The organism is Longispora urticae (assembly GCF_053902585.1).
Window position 1 is genome coordinate 1 of the sequence record NZ_JAQZSH010000001.1, and the last position, 16,165, is coordinate 16,165.

General features: G+C 70.1%; 17 protein-coding genes and 1 rRNA gene. 10 read left to right on the plus strand and 8 right to left on the minus strand.

Features of this window, described 5'->3' with window-relative positions:
- Positions 1-65 precede the first annotated feature (65 nt).
- Positions 66-182 (plus strand): 5S ribosomal RNA (gene rrf, locus PT931_RS00005).
- A gap of 160 nt (positions 183-342) precedes the next feature.
- Here the strand turns inward: rrf and PT931_RS00010 are convergent.
- The 4 genes from PT931_RS00010 to nadA form a co-directional block, all read right to left on the minus strand.
- On the minus strand, positions 343-852 hold the full coding sequence (locus tag PT931_RS00010; RefSeq protein WP_456243645.1) for a DinB family protein: 510 nt from the start codon (positions 850-852) through the stop codon (positions 343-345).
- Positions 853-1,172: 320 nt separating this feature from the next.
- Positions 1,173-1,760: a DUF3043 domain-containing protein gene (locus PT931_RS00015; RefSeq protein ID WP_456243646.1), complete on the minus strand. Its 588-nt coding sequence runs from the start codon at positions 1,758-1,760 to the stop codon at positions 1,173-1,175.
- Positions 1,761-1,855: 95 nt separating this feature from the next.
- Positions 1,856-3,166 (minus strand): UDP-N-acetylglucosamine 1-carboxyvinyltransferase, encoded by a 1,311-nt coding sequence (murA, locus tag PT931_RS00020; RefSeq protein WP_456243658.1) that lies wholly within the window; start codon positions 3,164-3,166, stop codon positions 1,856-1,858.
- A 285-nt stretch (positions 3,167-3,451) separates the two neighbouring features.
- Positions 3,452-4,618, minus strand: coding sequence for a quinolinate synthase NadA (nadA, locus tag PT931_RS00025; protein ID WP_456243647.1), 1,167 nt, complete (start codon positions 4,616-4,618; stop codon positions 3,452-3,454).
- Positions 4,619-4,693: 75 nt separating this feature from the next.
- Between nadA and PT931_RS00030 the strand changes: the two genes are divergently transcribed.
- The 3 genes from PT931_RS00030 to PT931_RS00040 all read left to right on the plus strand — a co-directional run bounded on the left by PT931_RS00030 (position 4,694) and on the right by PT931_RS00040 (position 7,370).
- Entirely contained in the window at positions 4,694-5,785 is a 1,092-nt protein-coding gene (locus PT931_RS00030) for a glycerate kinase family protein (protein WP_456243648.1), read from the plus strand.
- A gap of 112 nt (positions 5,786-5,897) precedes the next feature.
- On the plus strand, positions 5,898-6,263 hold the full coding sequence (erpA, locus tag PT931_RS00035; protein WP_363728951.1) for an iron-sulfur cluster insertion protein ErpA: 366 nt from the start codon (positions 5,898-5,900) through the stop codon (positions 6,261-6,263).
- 129 nt (positions 6,264-6,392) lie between these two features.
- Complete coding sequence (locus PT931_RS00040) at positions 6,393-7,370, plus strand: carbohydrate kinase family protein (protein WP_456243649.1); 978 nt, start codon at positions 6,393-6,395, stop codon at positions 7,368-7,370.
- A 124-nt stretch (positions 7,371-7,494) separates the two neighbouring features.
- Here the strand turns inward: PT931_RS00040 and PT931_RS00045 are convergent, their stop codons facing one another.
- Both PT931_RS00045 and PT931_RS00050 read right to left on the minus strand, forming a co-directional pair.
- Positions 7,495-7,719: a sulfurtransferase TusA family protein gene (locus PT931_RS00045; protein WP_456243650.1), complete on the minus strand. Its 225-nt coding sequence runs from the start codon at positions 7,717-7,719 to the stop codon at positions 7,495-7,497.
- Positions 7,716-8,810, minus strand: coding sequence for a cysteine desulfurase family protein (locus tag PT931_RS00050; RefSeq protein WP_456243651.1), 1,095 nt, complete (start codon positions 8,808-8,810; stop codon positions 7,716-7,718). Before PT931_RS00050 ends, PT931_RS00045 begins: the two co-directional genes overlap by 4 nt.
- 196 nt (positions 8,811-9,006) lie before the next feature.
- Between PT931_RS00050 and ctaC the strand changes: the two genes are divergently transcribed.
- A complete protein-coding gene (gene ctaC / locus PT931_RS00055; RefSeq protein WP_456243652.1) occupies positions 9,007-9,858 on the plus strand; it encodes an aa3-type cytochrome oxidase subunit II in 852 nt (283 codons plus the stop codon).
- A gap of 14 nt (positions 9,859-9,872) precedes the next feature.
- Positions 9,873-10,358 carry a cytochrome c oxidase subunit 4 gene (locus PT931_RS00060; RefSeq protein WP_456243653.1) on the plus strand — a complete coding sequence of 162 codons (486 nt, stop codon included), beginning with the start codon at positions 9,873-9,875 and terminating at the stop codon, positions 10,356-10,358.
- Positions 10,359-10,428: 70 nt separating this feature from the next.
- On the opposite strand, the gene trpD is transcribed toward PT931_RS00060, so the two are convergent.
- Together trpD and PT931_RS00070 are read right to left on the minus strand one after the other, a co-directional pair.
- On the minus strand, positions 10,429-11,472 hold the full coding sequence (trpD, locus tag PT931_RS00065) for an anthranilate phosphoribosyltransferase (protein WP_456243654.1): 1,044 nt from the start codon (positions 11,470-11,472) through the stop codon (positions 10,429-10,431).
- A 27-nt stretch (positions 11,473-11,499) separates the two neighbouring features.
- A complete protein-coding gene (locus tag PT931_RS00070; RefSeq protein WP_363728945.1) occupies positions 11,500-11,892 on the minus strand; it encodes a hypothetical protein in 393 nt (130 codons plus the stop codon).
- A gap of 116 nt (positions 11,893-12,008) precedes the next feature.
- Between PT931_RS00070 and ctaE the strand changes: the two genes are divergently transcribed.
- From ctaE to qcrB, 4 genes are read left to right on the plus strand one after another with little or no spacing between them, the layout of a single operon-like run.
- On the plus strand, positions 12,009-12,623 hold the full coding sequence (ctaE, locus tag PT931_RS00075) for an aa3-type cytochrome oxidase subunit III (RefSeq protein ID WP_363728944.1): 615 nt from the start codon (positions 12,009-12,011) through the stop codon (positions 12,621-12,623).
- A gap of 35 nt (positions 12,624-12,658) precedes the next feature.
- Positions 12,659-13,459, plus strand: a complete 801-nt coding sequence (gene qcrC / locus PT931_RS00080) for a cytochrome bc1 complex diheme cytochrome c subunit (RefSeq protein WP_456243655.1) — start codon at positions 12,659-12,661, stop codon at positions 13,457-13,459.
- Positions 13,456-14,562 (plus strand): cytochrome bc1 complex Rieske iron-sulfur subunit, encoded by a 1,107-nt coding sequence (gene qcrA, locus PT931_RS00085; RefSeq protein ID WP_456243656.1) that lies wholly within the window; start codon positions 13,456-13,458, stop codon positions 14,560-14,562. The genes qcrC and qcrA overlap by 4 nt, the downstream gene beginning before the upstream one ends.
- Positions 14,559-16,124, plus strand: coding sequence for a cytochrome bc1 complex cytochrome b subunit (qcrB, locus tag PT931_RS00090; protein WP_456243657.1), 1,566 nt, complete (start codon positions 14,559-14,561; stop codon positions 16,122-16,124). The genes qcrA and qcrB overlap by 4 nt, the downstream gene beginning before the upstream one ends.
- Positions 16,125-16,165 lie beyond the last annotated feature (41 nt).

Below are 16,165 nucleotides of genomic sequence, written 5' to 3' on the forward strand. Positions count from 1 at the left end.
AAAACAACCCCCACCATTCTCATCCCCGGATGAGAACAGTGCGGGTGCTGTTGTTCTGAGAGAGTTACGGCGGTCATAGCGAAGGGGAAACGCCCGGTCACATTCCGAACCCGGAAGCTAAGCCCTTCAGCGCCGATGGTACTGCCCTGGGGACGGGGTGGGAGAGTAGGACGCCGCCGGACACAACTTCAACGAAGGCCCAACCCCGATCGGGGTTGGGCCTTCGTTCTGTTGGGGGTTCACCAGAAATGGTGGGCCCCTGAGGCGTTTCCGAGCCCGATCCTCCCCGAGGTCGGGCCTGTGTCGTGCCCGCTACGGGCGCTGCTGCCGTCCTGGCCGTCCTCAGACGCCGGTGCTGCCGTCGAGGCTCTCGCGGAGTAGGTCGGCGTGGCCGTTGTGGCGGGCGTACTCCTCGAGGACGCGGAGCAGGATCCAGCGGAGGGTCACGGAGGTGCCGTCGGCGCGTACGCCCAGGTCGTCGAGGGAGGCCGCGGACACGATGTCCCGGGAGAGGTCACAGGCTTCGCGCCAGGTGGTCAGTACCGCGGAGGGTTCTGCGGTGTTGAGGTCTTCGAAGTCGCCGTCCGGGTTGGCCGCGCTGAAGTAGAGCGGCGGGAGGTCGAGGGAACCGTAGCGGTTGGCGATCCAGAGCCGTTCGGTGTCGGCGAGGTGGCGCATGATGCCGAGCAGGGACAGCCTGGACGGGGTGACGGGGCGGTCCCGGAGCTGGTCGGCGGTGAGCCCGGCGCACTTGAGTTCGAGGGTGGTGCGGTGGAAGTCGAGGTACCCGCTGAGGCTGGTCTTCTCGCCGGCGATCTGGGGCGGCTCCGCCCTGGAGGGGGTTGCGGTCACCCCCGCATCATGGCCCGACCGGGCCCGCCGGCACAAAAGAACCAGGTGAGAGGCGTCACTGGCTCACCTGCCGCTGCGGCGCGTAAAGGGGGCACCGGTGGTCGGAACGCCGGAAACCCACACCACCGGCACCCACGAACAACGCTCGTCGGCACGGCCCGATGGACGGGTCGCGGCTGGTTGCCGAGGGGGCCGTGTGACGCGGGTGCCGGGACCTGGTGGTGATGGTCCGGTCGTCGATCTGTGCGCGGTGCGGGGTGCCCGTGGGGACGAAGGAGCCCGCCCGGCGGGTGCTGGGCGGGCTCTCGTGGTGCGGAGGGCTAGATCGCGTCGCCGATCTTGACGGCGGGCTTCGGCATCCGCAGCTTGCGGAAGGTGATCGAGCGCATGATCGCGTACAGGAAGAGGCCGGGCTTGCGCTGTTCCGACTTGGGGTACCGCTCCCACACCAGCTTGCTCACCTTGCGCGACAGCAGGACCGAGTCGCCGACGAACAGGACGGCGATCACGAGCCAGAGCAGCTGCGAGGTCGTCTGGACGATCAGGGGCCAGGCCGGGTTGGTGCCGACCAGGATCAGCAGCGCGGCGGCGAAGAACCAGGTGCCGACGGTGCGGCGGGAGTCGACGATGTCGCGGACGAGCTTGCGCTCCGGGCCGCGGTCGCGGGGGAGCAGGTACTTCTCCTCGCCGCGCAGCATGCCGGCCCGCTCGTCGGCGCGGTCGGCCATCCGGATCGCGCGGGCACGCTTGGCGGCCTCGCGGCGGTTGGTCGGCGGCGGCTCGACGGGCTTGCGGGACTGCGCGACGCTCCGCTTGGGGGTCGGCCGGCCCTTGCCGGGGGTGCGGTTCTTGACTCCGGCCTGGGCCTCGCCCTCGGCGGGCACGGCGTCGGTGGTGACCTCGGTCACGGGCGCATCCTCGGTCTTTTCGCGGCGACTGAACACAGAAGGCACACTTTCTCGGTAGCTAGCTCTCCTGCGAGAGTAGCCGGAAACGGGGGAGGCTACGCGGGGCGTTCGGTGCGGGCGCCGAGGGCGGCGAGCTTGCCGTCGAAGTCCTCGTACCCCCGGACGATGTAGTGGTCGACGCCGTAGACCCGGGACGTGCCCTCGGCGGCCAGGGCCGCGATCACGTGGCTGAAGCCGGCCCGCAGGTCGGGGATCTCCAGGTCGGCCGCGTACAGCTTGCTCGGGCCGGCGATGACCGCGGAGTGCAGGAAGTTCCGGCGGCCCCAGCGGCAGGGGGTGCCGCCGAGGCATTCCCGGTACAGCTGGATGTTGGCGCCCATCTTGTTCAGGGCCTCGGTGTAGCCGAACCGGCGCTCGTACACCGTCTCGTGCACGATCGACAGGCCGCGGGCCTGGCTGAGCGCCACGACGAGCGGCTGCTGCCAGTCGGTCATGAAGCCGGGGTGCACGTCGGTCTCCAGGGCCACGGCCTTCAGCTCGTCGCCCGGGTGCCAGAACCGGATCCCCGCGTCGAGCACCTCGAAGGCGCCGCCGACGGACCGGAACGTGTTCAGGAAGGTCATCATGTCGACCTGGTTGGCGCCCCTGACGAACACGTCGCCCTTGGTGGCCAGCGCGGCGGCGGCCCAGCTGGCGGCCTCGATCCGGTCGGGGATCGGGCGGTGGTTGTACCCGCCGAGCTTGTCCACGCCGTGGATCTCGATCACCCGGTTGGTGTGCACCTTGATGATCGCGCCCATCTTCTGCAGGATGCAGATCAGGTCGACGATCTCGGGCTCCACGGCCGCGTTGCGCAGCTCCGTGATGCCCTCGGCCAGCACGGCGGTGAGCAGGACCTGCTCGGTGGCGCCGACGCTCGGGTACGGCAGGTCGAACTTGGTGCCGCGCAGCCGCTCGGGCGCGGTCAGGTGCAGCCCGTCGGGCGTCTTGTCGATCGTCGCGCCGAACTGGCGGAGCGCCTCCAGGTGGAAGTCGATCGGCCGGTCACCGATCTTGCAGCCGCCCAGGTCGGGGATGAACGCGTGGCCGAGCCGGTGGAGCAGCGGGCCGCAGAGCAGGATCGGGATCCGGCTGGAGCCGGCGTGCACGTTGATCTCGTCGGTGCTGGCGCGCTCGACGTTGCTCGGGTCGAAGACGAGTTCGCCCTCGGGACCCGTGTCGACCCGGACGCCGTGCAGCTCCAGGAGGCCCCGGATGATGCCGACGTCACTGATGTTGGGGACGTCGTAGAGCCGGCTGACGCCGGTGCCGAGCACCGAGGCCACCATCGCCTTGGAGATCAGGTTCTTCGCGCCCCGGACCTGGACTTCGCCCCGTAGCGGCGCACCTCCGTGCACCACGAGCATGTCCTCGGTCACGTTGCCTCCACCTGGTCGCCGGCTTGCTGACACACAAAGGCCGAGCATACCCGCACACATCGACGGCCCACGCGGTCGGCGACGTGTCGTGGATCGCTACCGCCGGCGGGGCGGCACCGTGGCGAACGCGGGGGCACCGACCACCCGGCCCCGCCGCGACCGACCGCTACGGCGCGGGCGGCTGAGCGTCACGGTGGGGCGGCCCCGCGGCATGGTCCGGGGGCCGCGCGCCATGGCCCAACCGCCCCGCGCCAGGTGTGGGGCGGCCTCGCGCTACGGCAGGGCGAGCATCCGGTCCAGGGCGGCCCGGGCGTGCCGGGAGGTCTCCGGGTCGACGGTGATCTGGTTGGGGATCCGGCCGGCGACGAGCTCCTCCAGCGACCAGACCAGGTGCGGCAGGTCGATCCGGTTCATCGTCGAGCAGTAGCAGACGGTCTTCTCGAGGAACATGACCTCTTTGTCCGGGTGGGCGTTGCCCAGGCGGCGGACGAGGTTCAGCTCGGTGCCGATGGCCCAGGACGAACCGGGCTCGGCGGCGTCGAGGGCCCGGATGATGTACTCCGTCGAGCCCACGTAGTCGGCGGCCTGGACGACCTCGTGCCGGCACTCGGGGTGCACGAGCACGTTGACGTCGGGGCGCTGGCGGCGGACCTCCTGGACGTTCTCCAGGGTGAACCGGCCGTGCACGGAGCAGTGCCCGCGCCACAGGATCATCTTCGCGTTCGTCAGCTGCTCGGCGGTGAGGCCGCCGTTCTTCTTGTGCGGGTCGTACAGCACGCAGTCGTCGAGGGTCAGGCCCATCTCGAGGACGGCGGTGTTGCGGCCCAGGTGCTGGTCGGGGAGGAACAGCACCTTCTCGCCGCGCTCGAACGCCCAGTCCAGCGCGCGCTTGGCGTTGGAGGAGGTGCACACCACGCCGCCGTTGCGGCCGACGAAGCCCTTGATGTCGGCGGAGGAGTTCATGTACGTCACGGGGACGGTGCGGTCGGCGATGCCCAGGTCGGCCAGGGCGTCCCAGCAGTCCTCCACCTGGCCGAGGACGGCCATGTCGGCCATGGAGCAGCCGGCGGCCAGGTCGGGCAGCACGACCCGCTGGGCGGGGGTGGTGAGGATGTCGGCGGACTCGGCCATGAAGTGCACGCCGCAGAACACGATGAACTCGGCGTCGGGGCGGGCCGCGGCCTGCTGGGCCAGCTTGAACGAGTCACCGGTCACGTCGGCGAACTCGATGACCTCGTCGCGCTGGTAGTGGTGGCCGAGGACGAAGACCCGGTCGCCGAGGGCGGCCTTGGCGGCGCGGGCGCGCTCCACCAGGCCGGGGTCGCTGGGGGCGGGGAGGTCGCCGGGGCAGTCGACACCGCGCTCGGAGCCGGGGTCGCTGCCCCGACCGAGCAACAGGAGCGCGGTGGCCGTCGGGGAGGGTTCCTGCCATTGAGTCACGCCCCAATCCTGCCACGGGGTGGGACGCGCGGGTGATCCGTGCCCGGCATCGGGGGCGGGTGCGAGGATCGGTGTGTGCGAGTTCTCATCTGCCCTGACAAGTTCGCCGGCACGCTGTCGGCACCCGACGTCGCCGAGGCCCTCCGGGCGGGCTGGGCGAGTATCGCCGACGACGAGATCATCTGCCGGCCGCTGGCCGACGGAGGGCCGGGATTTCTGGAGGTACTGGGGGTTCTGGGCGGTTCCGTCCTCCCGGTGGCCACCACGGACCCGCTGGGCCGGCCGGTACCCGGCTCGGTGTTGCTCGTGGGGAGCACCGCCTATGTCGAGAGCGCCCAGGCGACCGGCCTGCACCTGCTCACCGAGGCCGAACGCGACCCGAACGTGACGTCCTCGCACGGGCTGGGGCTGCTGGTCCGGGCCGCCGTGGACGCGGGGGCCACCGAGGTCGTGATCGGCCTGGGCGGCTCGGCGACGAACGACGCCGGCGCGGGGATGCTCGCGGCGCTCGGCCTGGTGCCCGTGGACGCCGAAGGGGTGCCGCTGCCCCCGGGCGGGGCGGCGCTGGCCCGGTGCGCGGCGCTGGTCGGCTCGCCGAAGCTGGACGGTGTGACCTTGGTCGCCGCCACGGACGTGGACAACCCGCTGGCGGGGCTGCACGGGGCGAGCAACGTGTTCGGGCCGCAGAAGGGCGCCTCCCGGGAGGACGTGCTGCGGTTGGACGCGGCGCTGGAGCGCTTCGGCGGCGTCCTCGGCAACGGGGTCGGGCAGGCCCCGGGTGCGGGTGCCGCCGGGGGGATCGGGGCGGCGATCTTCGCGCTCGGCGGGCGCCGGGAGTCCGGTATCACCCTGGTCAGGGCCCTGATCGGCCTGGACGCGGCCATGGACGGGGTCGGCCTGGTGATCACCGGGGAGGGCTCGTTCGACTCGCAGTCGCTGCGCGGGAAGGTCGTCGCCGGGGTCGCGGAGGCCGCCGGCGAGCAGGGCGCGCCGTGCGTCGTGGTCGCGGGCCGCTCGACGGTGGGCCGGAAGGAGGCGGCCGCGGCGGGCGTCACGGAGATCCACTCGCTCGTGGACCACTTCGGGGACGTCGGCCGAGCGATGGCGGAGCCCACGGTGGGGCTTTTCGCCATCGGTGCCCGGCTCGCCGAACAGTGGGGCAGGTAACGGCCTCGGGCTGGGTTGTGTCCCCCGACATGTGCGACCATGAGAAATACCGCCGCGACGACGGACGTTGTACGAGGCGGACCTATCACCAGGCACGCCAGGGAGTACCAACGTGACCGTTTCGGAGACCACCGAGAAGACCGAGGTCAAGGCTGAGAACGTCGGCGTCACTGACGCCGCCGCCGCCAAGGTCAAGGCCCTGATCGAGCAGGAAGGCCGTGAGGACCTGCGCCTGCGGATCGCGGTGCAGCCGGGCGGTTGTTCTGGCCTGCGCTACCAGCTCTTCTTCGACGAGCGTTCGCTCGACGGCGACGTCGTCAGCGAGTACGACGGCTTCGAGGTCGTCGTGGACCGGATGAGCATCCCGTACCTCGCGGGTGCCTCGATCGACTTCGTCGACAAGATCGACCAGCAGGGTTTCACCATCGACAACCCGAACGCCGGCGGCTCCTGCGCCTGCGGCGACTCGTTCCACTAGGCAATATCCCTCCATCGCGTGACGCTGGGCGACCAGCGTCGCGGGAGGATGAAAAGCCCTGCTTCTGGCGGGGCTTTTCGCATGTTCGGTACTCTGTCGCGGCGTTGTCCGTACCCGAAAGGTCTATCGATGAAGATCGCAGTCACAGGTTCGATTGCCACCGACCACCTCATGCACTTCCCGGGGCGGTTCGCGGAGCAGCTCCTCGCGGACCAGCTGCACAAGGTCTCGCTGTCCTTCCTCGTCGACGACCTGGTGGTCCGCCGGGGCGGGGTCGCGGCCAACATCGCCTTCGGGATGGGCCAGCTGGGCCTCAACCCGCTGCTGGTCGGTGCGGTCGGCGCCGACTTCGACGACTACCGGTCCTGGCTGCGCCGGCACGGGGTCGACTGTGACTCCGTGCACATCAGCGAGATCGCGCACACCGCGCGGTTCGTGTGCACCACGGACAACGACATGAACCAGATCGCCTCGTTCTACGCCGGCGCGATGTCCGAGGCCCGGGAGATCGAGCTGGGCCCGATCGCGGACCGGGTGGGCGGGCTCGACCTCGTCCTCGTCGGCGCGAACGACCCCGAGGGGATGCTGCGGCACTCCGACGAGTGCCGGCAGCGCGGGATCCCGTTCGCGGCGGACCCGTCGCAGCAGCTCGCCCGGATGAGCGGCGACGACGCGCTGCGGCTGATCGAGGGCGCGAAGATCCTCTTCACGAACGAGTACGAGAAGAGCCTGCTGGAGAGCAAGACGGGGCTGTCCGACGCCGAGGTGCTGGCGAAGGTCGAGATCCGGGTCACCACGCTCGGCAAGGACGGCGTGGAGATCACCGGGCGGGGCATGGAGCGGATCCACGTGCCGGTGGCCAAGGAGATCGCGGCGTACGACCCGACCGGCGTGGGTGACGCGTTCCGGGCCGGGTTCCTGTCGGGGCTGTCGTGGGGGCTGCCGCTGGAGCGGTCCGCGCAGATCGGGTCGCTGCTGGCCACGCTGGTGCTGGAGACGGTCGGGACGCAGGAGTACGAGGTGAAGCCGGCCGGGTTCCTGGAGCGGCTCGCGGACTCCTACGGCGACGTGGCCGCCGCCGAGGTGCGGCCGTTCCTCGGGGCGTAGTCCCGCCGGTCGGGGCCCGGGCTCCGCGCGCCGCCGTCGGGCTGAGGGGCGCGGCCTGGTTCCGGCTTTCGGCCGGCTGAGGGTCGCGGCCCGAGCCGCCGGACGAGGGGGCGGCTCCGCGTGGTCAGCTGGTTCGTCGCACGTCGAAGGCGGGCGCACCGTTCACGGTGTGCCCGCCGACGTATTCCTGCCCCCGCATCCGGCACCACGCGGGGATGTCGTTGGCGGCGGCCGGGTCGTCGGCGAGCACCCGGAGCACGTCGCCCACGTCCACGGTCGGTAGCCGTTTGGCCAGGGCGATCACGGGCAGCGGGCAGCGCTGACCGAGGCAGTCGATGGTGATCGTCACACCCCGGCCTCCTTCCGCAGTCCGGCGACGACCTCCGGCAGGGCCGCGAGGAACCCGTCGACGTCGTCCGGGGTGGTCTCCCGGTGCAGGGACACCCGGACGTTGCCGTGGCTCAGGGCGCCCATCGCGACGAGTACGTGGCTCGGGTGCAGGGTCGACGACGTGCAGCTCGAACCGGAGGACACGGCGAAGCCGCGCCGGTCGAGGGCGTGCAGCAGGGCCTCGCCGTCGATGTACAGGCAGGAGAAGGTCACCAGGTGCGGCAGCCGGTCGTCCGGGTCGCCGATCACGTCGACGTCCGGGATCCGCGCCACCGCGGAGCGGATCCGGGCGACGAGGGCCCGCAGCCGGGTGTCCTCCGCGTCGGCCTCGGCGAGCACGGCGCGCAGCGAGGCCGCGGCCGCCACGATGGAGGGCAGGTCCCGGCCCGGTTCGCGTTCGTCGGCGGGGCCCGGGCGGCGCCAGCGGGTGCCCTTGCGCACGACGAGCAGGCCGACGCCGGGCGGGCCGCCCCACTTGTGCGCGCTGCCGGAGAGCAGGGACCAGCCGACGGGTACCGGCATCCGGCCGAGGGACTGGGCGGCGTCCACGTACAGGGGGACGCCGTGCGCCGCGCAGGCCTCCGCAGCGGCGGCGACCGGCTGGACCGTACCCACCTCGTGGTTCGCGCTCATCAGGGCCGCCACGGCCGTCTCAGGGTCGATCGCGGCCGACCAGGCGGCGAGGTCTACCCGGCCGAGCCGGTCGACGGGCACCTCGACGGCGGGGCCGAGGGCGGCGGCGTGCAGGACGGCGGAGTGTTCGACGGCCGAGTGCGCGACGGTCTCGCGGCGGCGGCCCCGGCGGGCGCCCTCGATCGCCAGGTGCGCGGCCTGGGTGCCGCTGGCGCAGAACGTCAGCTCGTCGGGGCGCACCCCGAGACACTCGGCGGTCGTGGCGCGGGCCGCGTCGAGGAGCTGACGGGCGCGGCGGGCCTGGGTGTACAGCCGGGCGGGGTCCGCCCAGCCGTCGGTGAGGGCCGCGGCCCAGGCCTCCCGCGCCACGGGGTGCAAAGGAGCCGATGAGGCCGCGTCGAGATAGCCGCTGCGCATACCCTGAACGTAGCCTGTGCGAACGCGCGCGGGGCTACGCCCGACCTTTGTTCGGGGCCGGACACGCCGACCCCCAGCCAGGTCGGGTGTCCGTAGTCAAGTACTCTGCGACCGTCAAGACGACCTTGCCGTATTCGGTGTTCGCGGCGTTCCAAGGAGGCAGGAGCCGGTGGTCGACAACTCTCCCGGTCATGGGATGGGCCTGCGGCGTATCGCCGGACTGGCCGCTGGTGGCGTCGCCCTCGTGGTGCTGCTCGGCGGCTGCACGGTCGACGACGCGTTCCACTTCGGCTGGCCCAAGGGTGGCATCACCCCGCAGTCCGAGCGCATGTACGACCTGTGGATCGGCTCCGTCATCGCCGCGTTCATCGTCGGCATCCTGGTGTGGGGCCTGATCTTCTGGTGCATCGTGCGCTACCGGAAGAAGGGCGACGCGTTGCCGCCGCAGACGCGGTACAACGCGCCGATGGAGGTGCTGTACTCGGTACTGCCCTTCCTCATCGTCGCCGTGCTGTTCTACTACACCGCGATCGCGCAGACGTACGTGAACAAGATCGACCCGAACCCGGCGGTCACCGTCGAGGTCGTGTCCTTCAAGTGGAACTGGCAGTTCCGCTACCTCGGCCAGAACGGCCCCGACGGCCAGCCCGTCGACACCATCGGCTCGACCGACTACGTGCCGGTCCTCGTGGTGCCGGTCGGCAAGACGATCGAGTTCAAGCAGGTCAGCAAGGACGTCATCCACTCGTTCTGGGTGCCGGAGATCCTGTTCAAGCGCGACCAGATCCCCGGGGTCACCAACAAGTTCCAGGTGACGGTCAAGCGTGAGGGCGCGTTCGTCGGCCGGTGCGCGGAGCTGTGCGGCACGTACCACTCGATGATGAACTTCGAACTTCGCGCGGTCTCGCCGGAGAACTACGAGAAGTTCCTCGCCGCGAAGAAGGCCGGCAAGAGCACCCCCGAGGCGCTCGAGGCCGCCGGCGAGGAGCCGATCGCGACGACGACCTCGCCGTTCACCACCAAGCGCGACGCGCGCACGACGAGCTGAGCGGGGCGTAACCGATGAGGACCGAATACAAGATCTTCGGCATGGTCGCCGTGTTCATCTACGCGTCGGCCGGGTTCTACGCGTGGTACTCCGAGCACTACATGGTCGCCGAGGACAGCATCGACGCGGCGCAGAAGCACATGGACTGGATCGGCGTAGTCGCCCTGATCCTGTCCGGCACGCTGTGCATGATGTGCGCGCTGTACTTCTGGTTCGTGGCGCGCCGGATCGACCTGCGTCCCGAGGACCGCGAGGACGCGGAGATCCACGAGGGCGCCGGCGAGATCGGCTTCTTCTCCCCGGGCAGCTACTGGCCCTTCGGGCTGGCGCTGTCCGCCGCGCTCGCCGGGATGGGCGTCGTGTTCTGGAAGCCGTGGCTGATCGGCCTCGGGGGTGCGGCGATCATCGCGGCCACCGCGGGCCTGCTGTTCGAGTACTACACGGGTGCGCAGAAGGCCTACGAGGCCGGGCACCCGGGCGAGCGTCCCGAGCACATCTGATCCTCACGAAGAAGGCCCCCACCGGATGGTGGGGGCCTTCTTCATGTGTGAGTGGGCGGGGCCGGACGGGCTACTCGGCGGCGCGGGCCGTGTTGGCCGCGGCCACCCAGCGCTCCAGCAGCCGCGCCGCGGCCCCCGAGTCGATGGCCTCGGCCGCACGCACCAGACCCCTGCGCAGCGCCCCCTGGAGGTCGCTGAGGCCCTCGTGGGCCGCCAGGCCGGCTGCGGCGTTCATCAGGACCGCGTCGCGCACCGGGCCCGTCTCACCGGCCAGCAGGCGGTGCGTGACGGCGGCGTTGAAGTCCGCGTCGGCCCCGCGGAGCGCGTCGGGCTCGGACCGGGCGATGCCGAAGTCCAGGGCGTCGAGGACCGACTCGGTGACCCGGCCGTCGCTGACCGCCCAGACCCGGGTCGGCGCGCTCGTGGTGAACTCGTCGAGGCCGTCCTCGCCGCGCAGGACGAGGACGGAGTCGCCGCGGCGGGCGTACACCTCGGCCATGACCGGGGCCATGGACTCGTCGAAGCAGCCGACGGCCGCGGCCCGGGGTCGGGCGGGGTTGGCCAGCGGGCCGAGGAAGTTGAACGCGGTGGGCACGCCCAGTTCGCGGCGGGGGACGGCGGCGTGCCGCATGCCCGGGTGGAACCGGGCCGCGAAGCAGAAGCCGATCCCGACCTCGCGGACGCAGGTGGCCACGCCGACGGGGCCCAGGTCGAGCGGGATGCCCAGGTGTTCGAGCAGGTCGGCGGCCCCGCACAGCGAGGAGGCCGACCTGCTGCCGTGCTTGACGACCCTGGTCCCGGTGCCGGCGATCACCAGCGCGGCCATGGTCGAGATGTTCACGGTGTGCGCCCGGTCGCCGCCGGTGCCGACGATGTCCACCGCGTCGCGGTCGACGTCCACGTTCGGGGCGTGTTCGAGCATCGCCCCGACCAGGCCGGTCATCTCGGTCGCCGTGGGACCCTTCGCCCGGAGCGCGACCGCGAACCCGGCGATCTGCGCGGGCGTGGCCTCCCCGGACATGATCTCGCCCATGGCCCAGGCGGTGTCCGCGCTGGACAGCTCGCCGCCGGTGAGCAGCGTCGTGAGCAGGTGCGGCCAGGTGCGGGTGCCCATGACGGCCTCCGGGATGAGGGGGGCTGGCTAGATCTTGCGCTTGCGGAGCAGGTCGGCGACGACGCCGGCAGTCTCCATCGGGTCGATCGGGTGCATGATCGTCGCCTCGACGTTCGCGTACGAGGCCAGCCACCGGTCGGCCGCCCGCGCGATCACGAGGAGGACCGGGGGGGAGTCGGTGTAGTCGTCCTTGACCTGGCGGGCGATGCCCGTGCCACCGGCGGGGGCGGCCTCGCCGTCGAGGACCAGCAGGTCGATCTCGGAGCCGTCCAGGGTCCGCAGCACCGCGCCGTGCGTGTCCGCCTCGACGAACGTCACCGCGACGTCGTCTGCGGGCCGCGGGCCGATGGCGAGACGCATCCGCTCGCGGATGAGCTGGTCGTCGCTGTACAGCAGGACGGTGTACTTCTGAGCAGTCATCTCGCCAGGCTCCCACGGGTGCGGGTATGGAACGATCGGATCGTACTAGTCGACGCGACACGCGGTTATTCCCACCCCGGCGTACCCCGGGGCGATCTAGGGGCAATAATGGCCCCGTGACAGCCGCCTCAGCCATCGAGAAGAGCCGGATCCACTCCCTGACCCGTCCGAACATGGTCAGTGTGGGGACGATCGTCTGGCTCTCGAGCGAACTCATGTTCTTCGCGGCCCTGTTCGCGATGTACTTCTCCATCAGGGCAGCCATGCCGAACGCCCACCCGGGTCTCTGGGAGGAGCAGACGGAGAAGCTCAACGTGACCTACGCGTTGGTCTTCACCGTGATCCTGGTCCTGTCCTCCGTGACCTGCCAGTTCGGCGTGTTCGCGGCGGAACGGGGTGACGCGCACAAGCTGCGGATCTGGTTCACGATCAGCTTCCTCATGGGGTTGGCGTTCGTGCTGGGTCAGGCGAACGAGTACCGCAACCTGGTCCTGCACGAGAACATCACCCTGCCCGGCGACGGGTACGGGACGGTGTTCTACCTGACGACAGGCTTCCACGGTCTGCACGTGACCGGCGGGCTCATCGCGTTCATCTTCGTGATGATCCGCACCACGCTCTCGCGCTTCACACCCGCGCAGGCGACCTCCGCGATCGTCGTGTCGTACTACTGGCACTTCGTCGACGTGGTCTGGATCGCCCTGTTCGCCATGATCTACTTCCTGAAGTGACGATGAACCTCGTCGAGCGACCGCAAGGTGACGACATGACCTCAGAGAAGCCACCTCTCCGCCGCGTGCCGAGCAAGCTGCGCCGGCGGATCGGTGCCGCTGCCAGGATGCTGGCCGCGCTGGCCCTTGCCGGCGGTGTCTACGCAGCGCTCATCCCCAGCTCCCAGGCCGACGACGGCGCCCAGGCGACCCTGTCGGCCAAGGCCGAGGAGGGTAAGCGGCTCTACGACGTCAGCTGCATCACCTGCCACGGCCCCGACGGCCAGGGTGTCCAGGACCGCGGCCCGAGCCTGATCGGCGTCGGTTCCGCCGCCGTCGAGTTCCAGGTGAGCACCGGCCGGATGCCGATGGCGGCCCAGGGCGCCCAGGCTCCGAGGAAGGCCCCGGTCTTCAACGACGAGCAGACCAAGGCGCTCGGCGAGTACATCCAGGAGCTCGGCGGCGGCCCGCAGCTCCCGGGTGAGTACAAGAGCGAGAACCTGGCCAACGGTGGCCGGCTGTTCCGGGTCAACTGCTCCCAGTGCCACGGGTACACCGGTGGCGGCGGGGCGCTGTCGTCCGGGAAGTACGCGCCGTCGCTGGGTGAGGCGACCTCCGCGCAGCTGTACGGCGCGATGCTGACCGGCCCGCAGAACATGCCCGTGTTCGGTGACAACCAGCTCACTCCGCAGGAGAAGAAGGACGTCATCGCGTACGTGGAGTACATGCGGTCGGACATGGACCCGGGCGGCTTCGGACTGGGCCGGCTCGGCCCGGTGACCGAGGGCCTGGCGATCTTCGTGGTCGGCATCACTTTCTTGATCTTCGCAAGCCTCTGGATCGCAGGGAAGTCATGAGCAGTCAGGACAACAACAGCACCTTCGACCCGGACGACCCGTCACTGACGCGGTTCGACCTGGTCCGTGAGGGGGCGCGGCGCGACGGGGTGGAGATCGTCCACTACGAGCCCCGGTTCCCGGTGCCGGGCACCAAGGCGGAGAAGCGCGTCGAGCGCAACATCGCCCTGTGGTTCCTCGCCACCGGCGTCGGCGCCCTGGTCTTCGTCATCGCCTACATCTGGTGGCCGTGGGAGTACCACGCGGGCTCGGGGCGCGACAAGTTCTACACCCCGATCCTCGGCGTCGGCCTCGGGCTGGCCCTGCTCGGCCTGGGTGCCGCGCAGATCATCTGGGCCAAGCGGCTGCTCCCCTCGGAGATCTCGGTCCAGGAGCGGCACAACGAGGTCGACACCACCGAGCAGAAGCTCACCGGGGTGACGCTGCTCAACATGAACGACGAGCTCGGCGTGACCCGGCGGCGCCCGCTGCTCAAGGGTGCGCTGGCCTTCGGCATGTTGCCGCTGGGCGCGGCGGCGATCGTCCCGCTGGGCGGCATGATCAAGGACCCGCACAAGGGTGAGCCGCTCATGAAGACCGGCTTCGACGCGAAGGCGTTCAACGGCGGCAAGCCGGTGCGCCTCGTCCGTGAGGACGGCACCCCGGTCCGGCCGCAGGACGTCAGCGTCGGCGGTCAGATCACGGCGTTCCCGGGCGTCGACCACGGCACGACCAACGTGCACGCCGACTCGCCGACCCTGCTGATCCACCTGCGGGACGACGACGCGCAGGAGACCCGTAGGAACCTCGCGAACAAGGCTGTCAACGCGCTGACGGACAAGAACGACCCGAACAGCGGCGGTATGTGGGAGAACTTCGTCGCGTACTCGAAGATCTGCACGCACCTGGGTTGCCCCGCGAGCCTCTACGAGCAGCAGACGAACCGGCTGCTGTGCCCGTGCCACCAGTCGCAGTTCCAGATCACGGACAACGCCAAGCCGATCTTCGGCCCGGCGACGCGGCGGCTGCCGATGCTGCCGATCACGGTGGACGAAGAAGGCTTCTTCGTCGCCAAGTCCGACTACAAGGTGCCGGTCGGCGCGGCCTTCTGGGAGCGGCCATGAAGACGAAGAAGATCGACCTCGCCACGCTGCCGAAGCGCAGCGCGCTCCAGATCGACGAGCGTTTCCACATGGCCACCCCGATGCGGCGGCTGTTCAACAAGGTCTTCCCGGACCACTGGTCGTTCCTGCTCGGTGAGATCGCGCTCTACTCGTTCATCGTGCTGCTCCTCACGGGTACGTTCCTGAGCCTGTTCTTCGACCCCTCCATGGAGGAGGTCATGTACAACGGCGTGTACACGCCGCTGAACGGCATCGAGATGTCGAAGGCCTACGAGTCGACGCTGGACATCTCGTTCGAGGTGCGCGGCGGCCTGATCATGCGGCAGATGCACCACTGGGCGGCGCTGCTGTTCATGGCCGCGATCGTGATCCACATGCTCCGGGTGTTCTTCACCGGCGCGTTCCGCAAGCCGCGCGAGGCCAACTGGATGATCGGCTTCCTGCTGTTCTGGCTGGGCTTCATGGAGGGTCTGTTCGGGTACTCGATCCCGGACGACGGCCTGTCCGGTACCGGTCTGCGGGTCATCAACGCGATCACCCAGTCGATCCCCGTGATCGGCTCCTGGGCCGGGTTCGCCCTGTTCGGCGGGGAGTTCCCCGGCACGGTGATCATCCCGCGGTTCTACATCCTGCACGTGCTGATCTTCCCGGCGATCATCCTCGGGCTGATCGCCGCGCACATGGGTCTGCTGGTCAAGCAGAAGCACACCCAGTGGCCGGGACCGGGTCGGACCAACGACAACGTCGTGGGTGTCCGGATGTTCCCCGGGTTCGCCATGAAGGGCGGCGGCTTCTTCATGATCACCTTCGCGGTGATCGCGTTCATGGGCGGCGTGTTCCAGATCAACCCGATCTGGCTGTTCGGGCCGTACCAGGCCAGTGTGATCTCCTCGGCCAGCCAGCCCGACTGGTACGTCATGTTCCTCGACGGCATCGCGCGACTGTGGCCGGCGTGGGAGATCCGGGTCTTCGACCACACGATCCCGCCGATCTTCTGGGCGGCCGTGATCCTGCCGGGCGTCATCGTGCACCTGGGCCTGCTGTACCCGTTCCTCGAGGCCCGGTTCATGAAGGACAAGGCGCACCACCACCTGCTGCAGCGGCCGCGGGACGTGCCGGTGCGGACGGGCCTGGGCGCCATGGCCGTCACGTTCTACATGGTGCTGTTCCTGTCGGGCGGCAACGACGTGATCGCCCAGCACTTCGACATCAGCCTGAACGCGATGACCTGGGCGGGCCGGATCCTGCTGCTGCTGGCCCCGCCGGCGGCGTACTGGATCACGTACCGGATCTGCCTGGGCCTCCAGCAGCACGACCGCGAGGTCCTGGTGCACGGCATCGAGACGGGCATCATCAAGCGGGCCCCCGACGGCCGCTTCTACGAGGTGCACCAGCCGCTCGGCCCGGTCGACGAGCACGGCCACGGCCTGCTGGAGTACGAGGGCGCGGCGATCCCGAAGAAGATGAACAAGATCGGGGCCCTCGGGCCGGCGGTCAAGGGCTTCTTCGTGCCGCGCGAGGTACCGGCACCCCCGAAGAAGAAGGAACTGGTCGACAAGTAGGTCGGCAACGAGGAGGGGCCCCGCGCGCAGCGCGGGGCCCC

What these genes read in the sequence shown, in the direction of transcription:
- PT931_RS00070 (WP_363728945.1), bottom strand. Translation starts at nt 11,892, where the DNA reads ATGACTGCTCAGAAGTACACCGTCCTGCTGTACAGCGACGACCAGCTC.
- ctaC (WP_456243652.1), top strand. Translation starts at nt 9,007, where the DNA reads ATGGGCCTGCGGCGTATCGCCGGACTGGCCGCTGGTGGCGTCGCCCTC.
- qcrC (WP_456243655.1), top strand. Translation starts at nt 12,659, where the DNA reads ATGACCTCAGAGAAGCCACCTCTCCGCCGCGTGCCGAGCAAGCTGCGC.
- PT931_RS00060 (WP_456243653.1), top strand. Translation starts at nt 9,873, where the DNA reads ATGAGGACCGAATACAAGATCTTCGGCATGGTCGCCGTGTTCATCTAC.
- qcrB (WP_456243657.1), top strand. Translation starts at nt 14,559, where the DNA reads ATGAAGACGAAGAAGATCGACCTCGCCACGCTGCCGAAGCGCAGCGCG.
- murA (WP_456243658.1), bottom strand. Translation starts at nt 3,166, where the DNA reads ATGCTCGTGGTGCACGGAGGTGCGCCGCTACGGGGCGAAGTCCAGGTC.
- PT931_RS00040 (WP_456243649.1), top strand. Translation starts at nt 6,393, where the DNA reads ATGAAGATCGCAGTCACAGGTTCGATTGCCACCGACCACCTCATGCAC.
- PT931_RS00050 (WP_456243651.1), bottom strand. Translation starts at nt 8,810, where the DNA reads ATGCGCAGCGGCTATCTCGACGCGGCCTCATCGGCTCCTTTGCACCCC.
- trpD (WP_456243654.1), bottom strand. Translation starts at nt 11,472, where the DNA reads ATGGGCACCCGCACCTGGCCGCACCTGCTCACGACGCTGCTCACCGGC.
- qcrA (WP_456243656.1), top strand. Translation starts at nt 13,456, where the DNA reads ATGAGCAGTCAGGACAACAACAGCACCTTCGACCCGGACGACCCGTCA.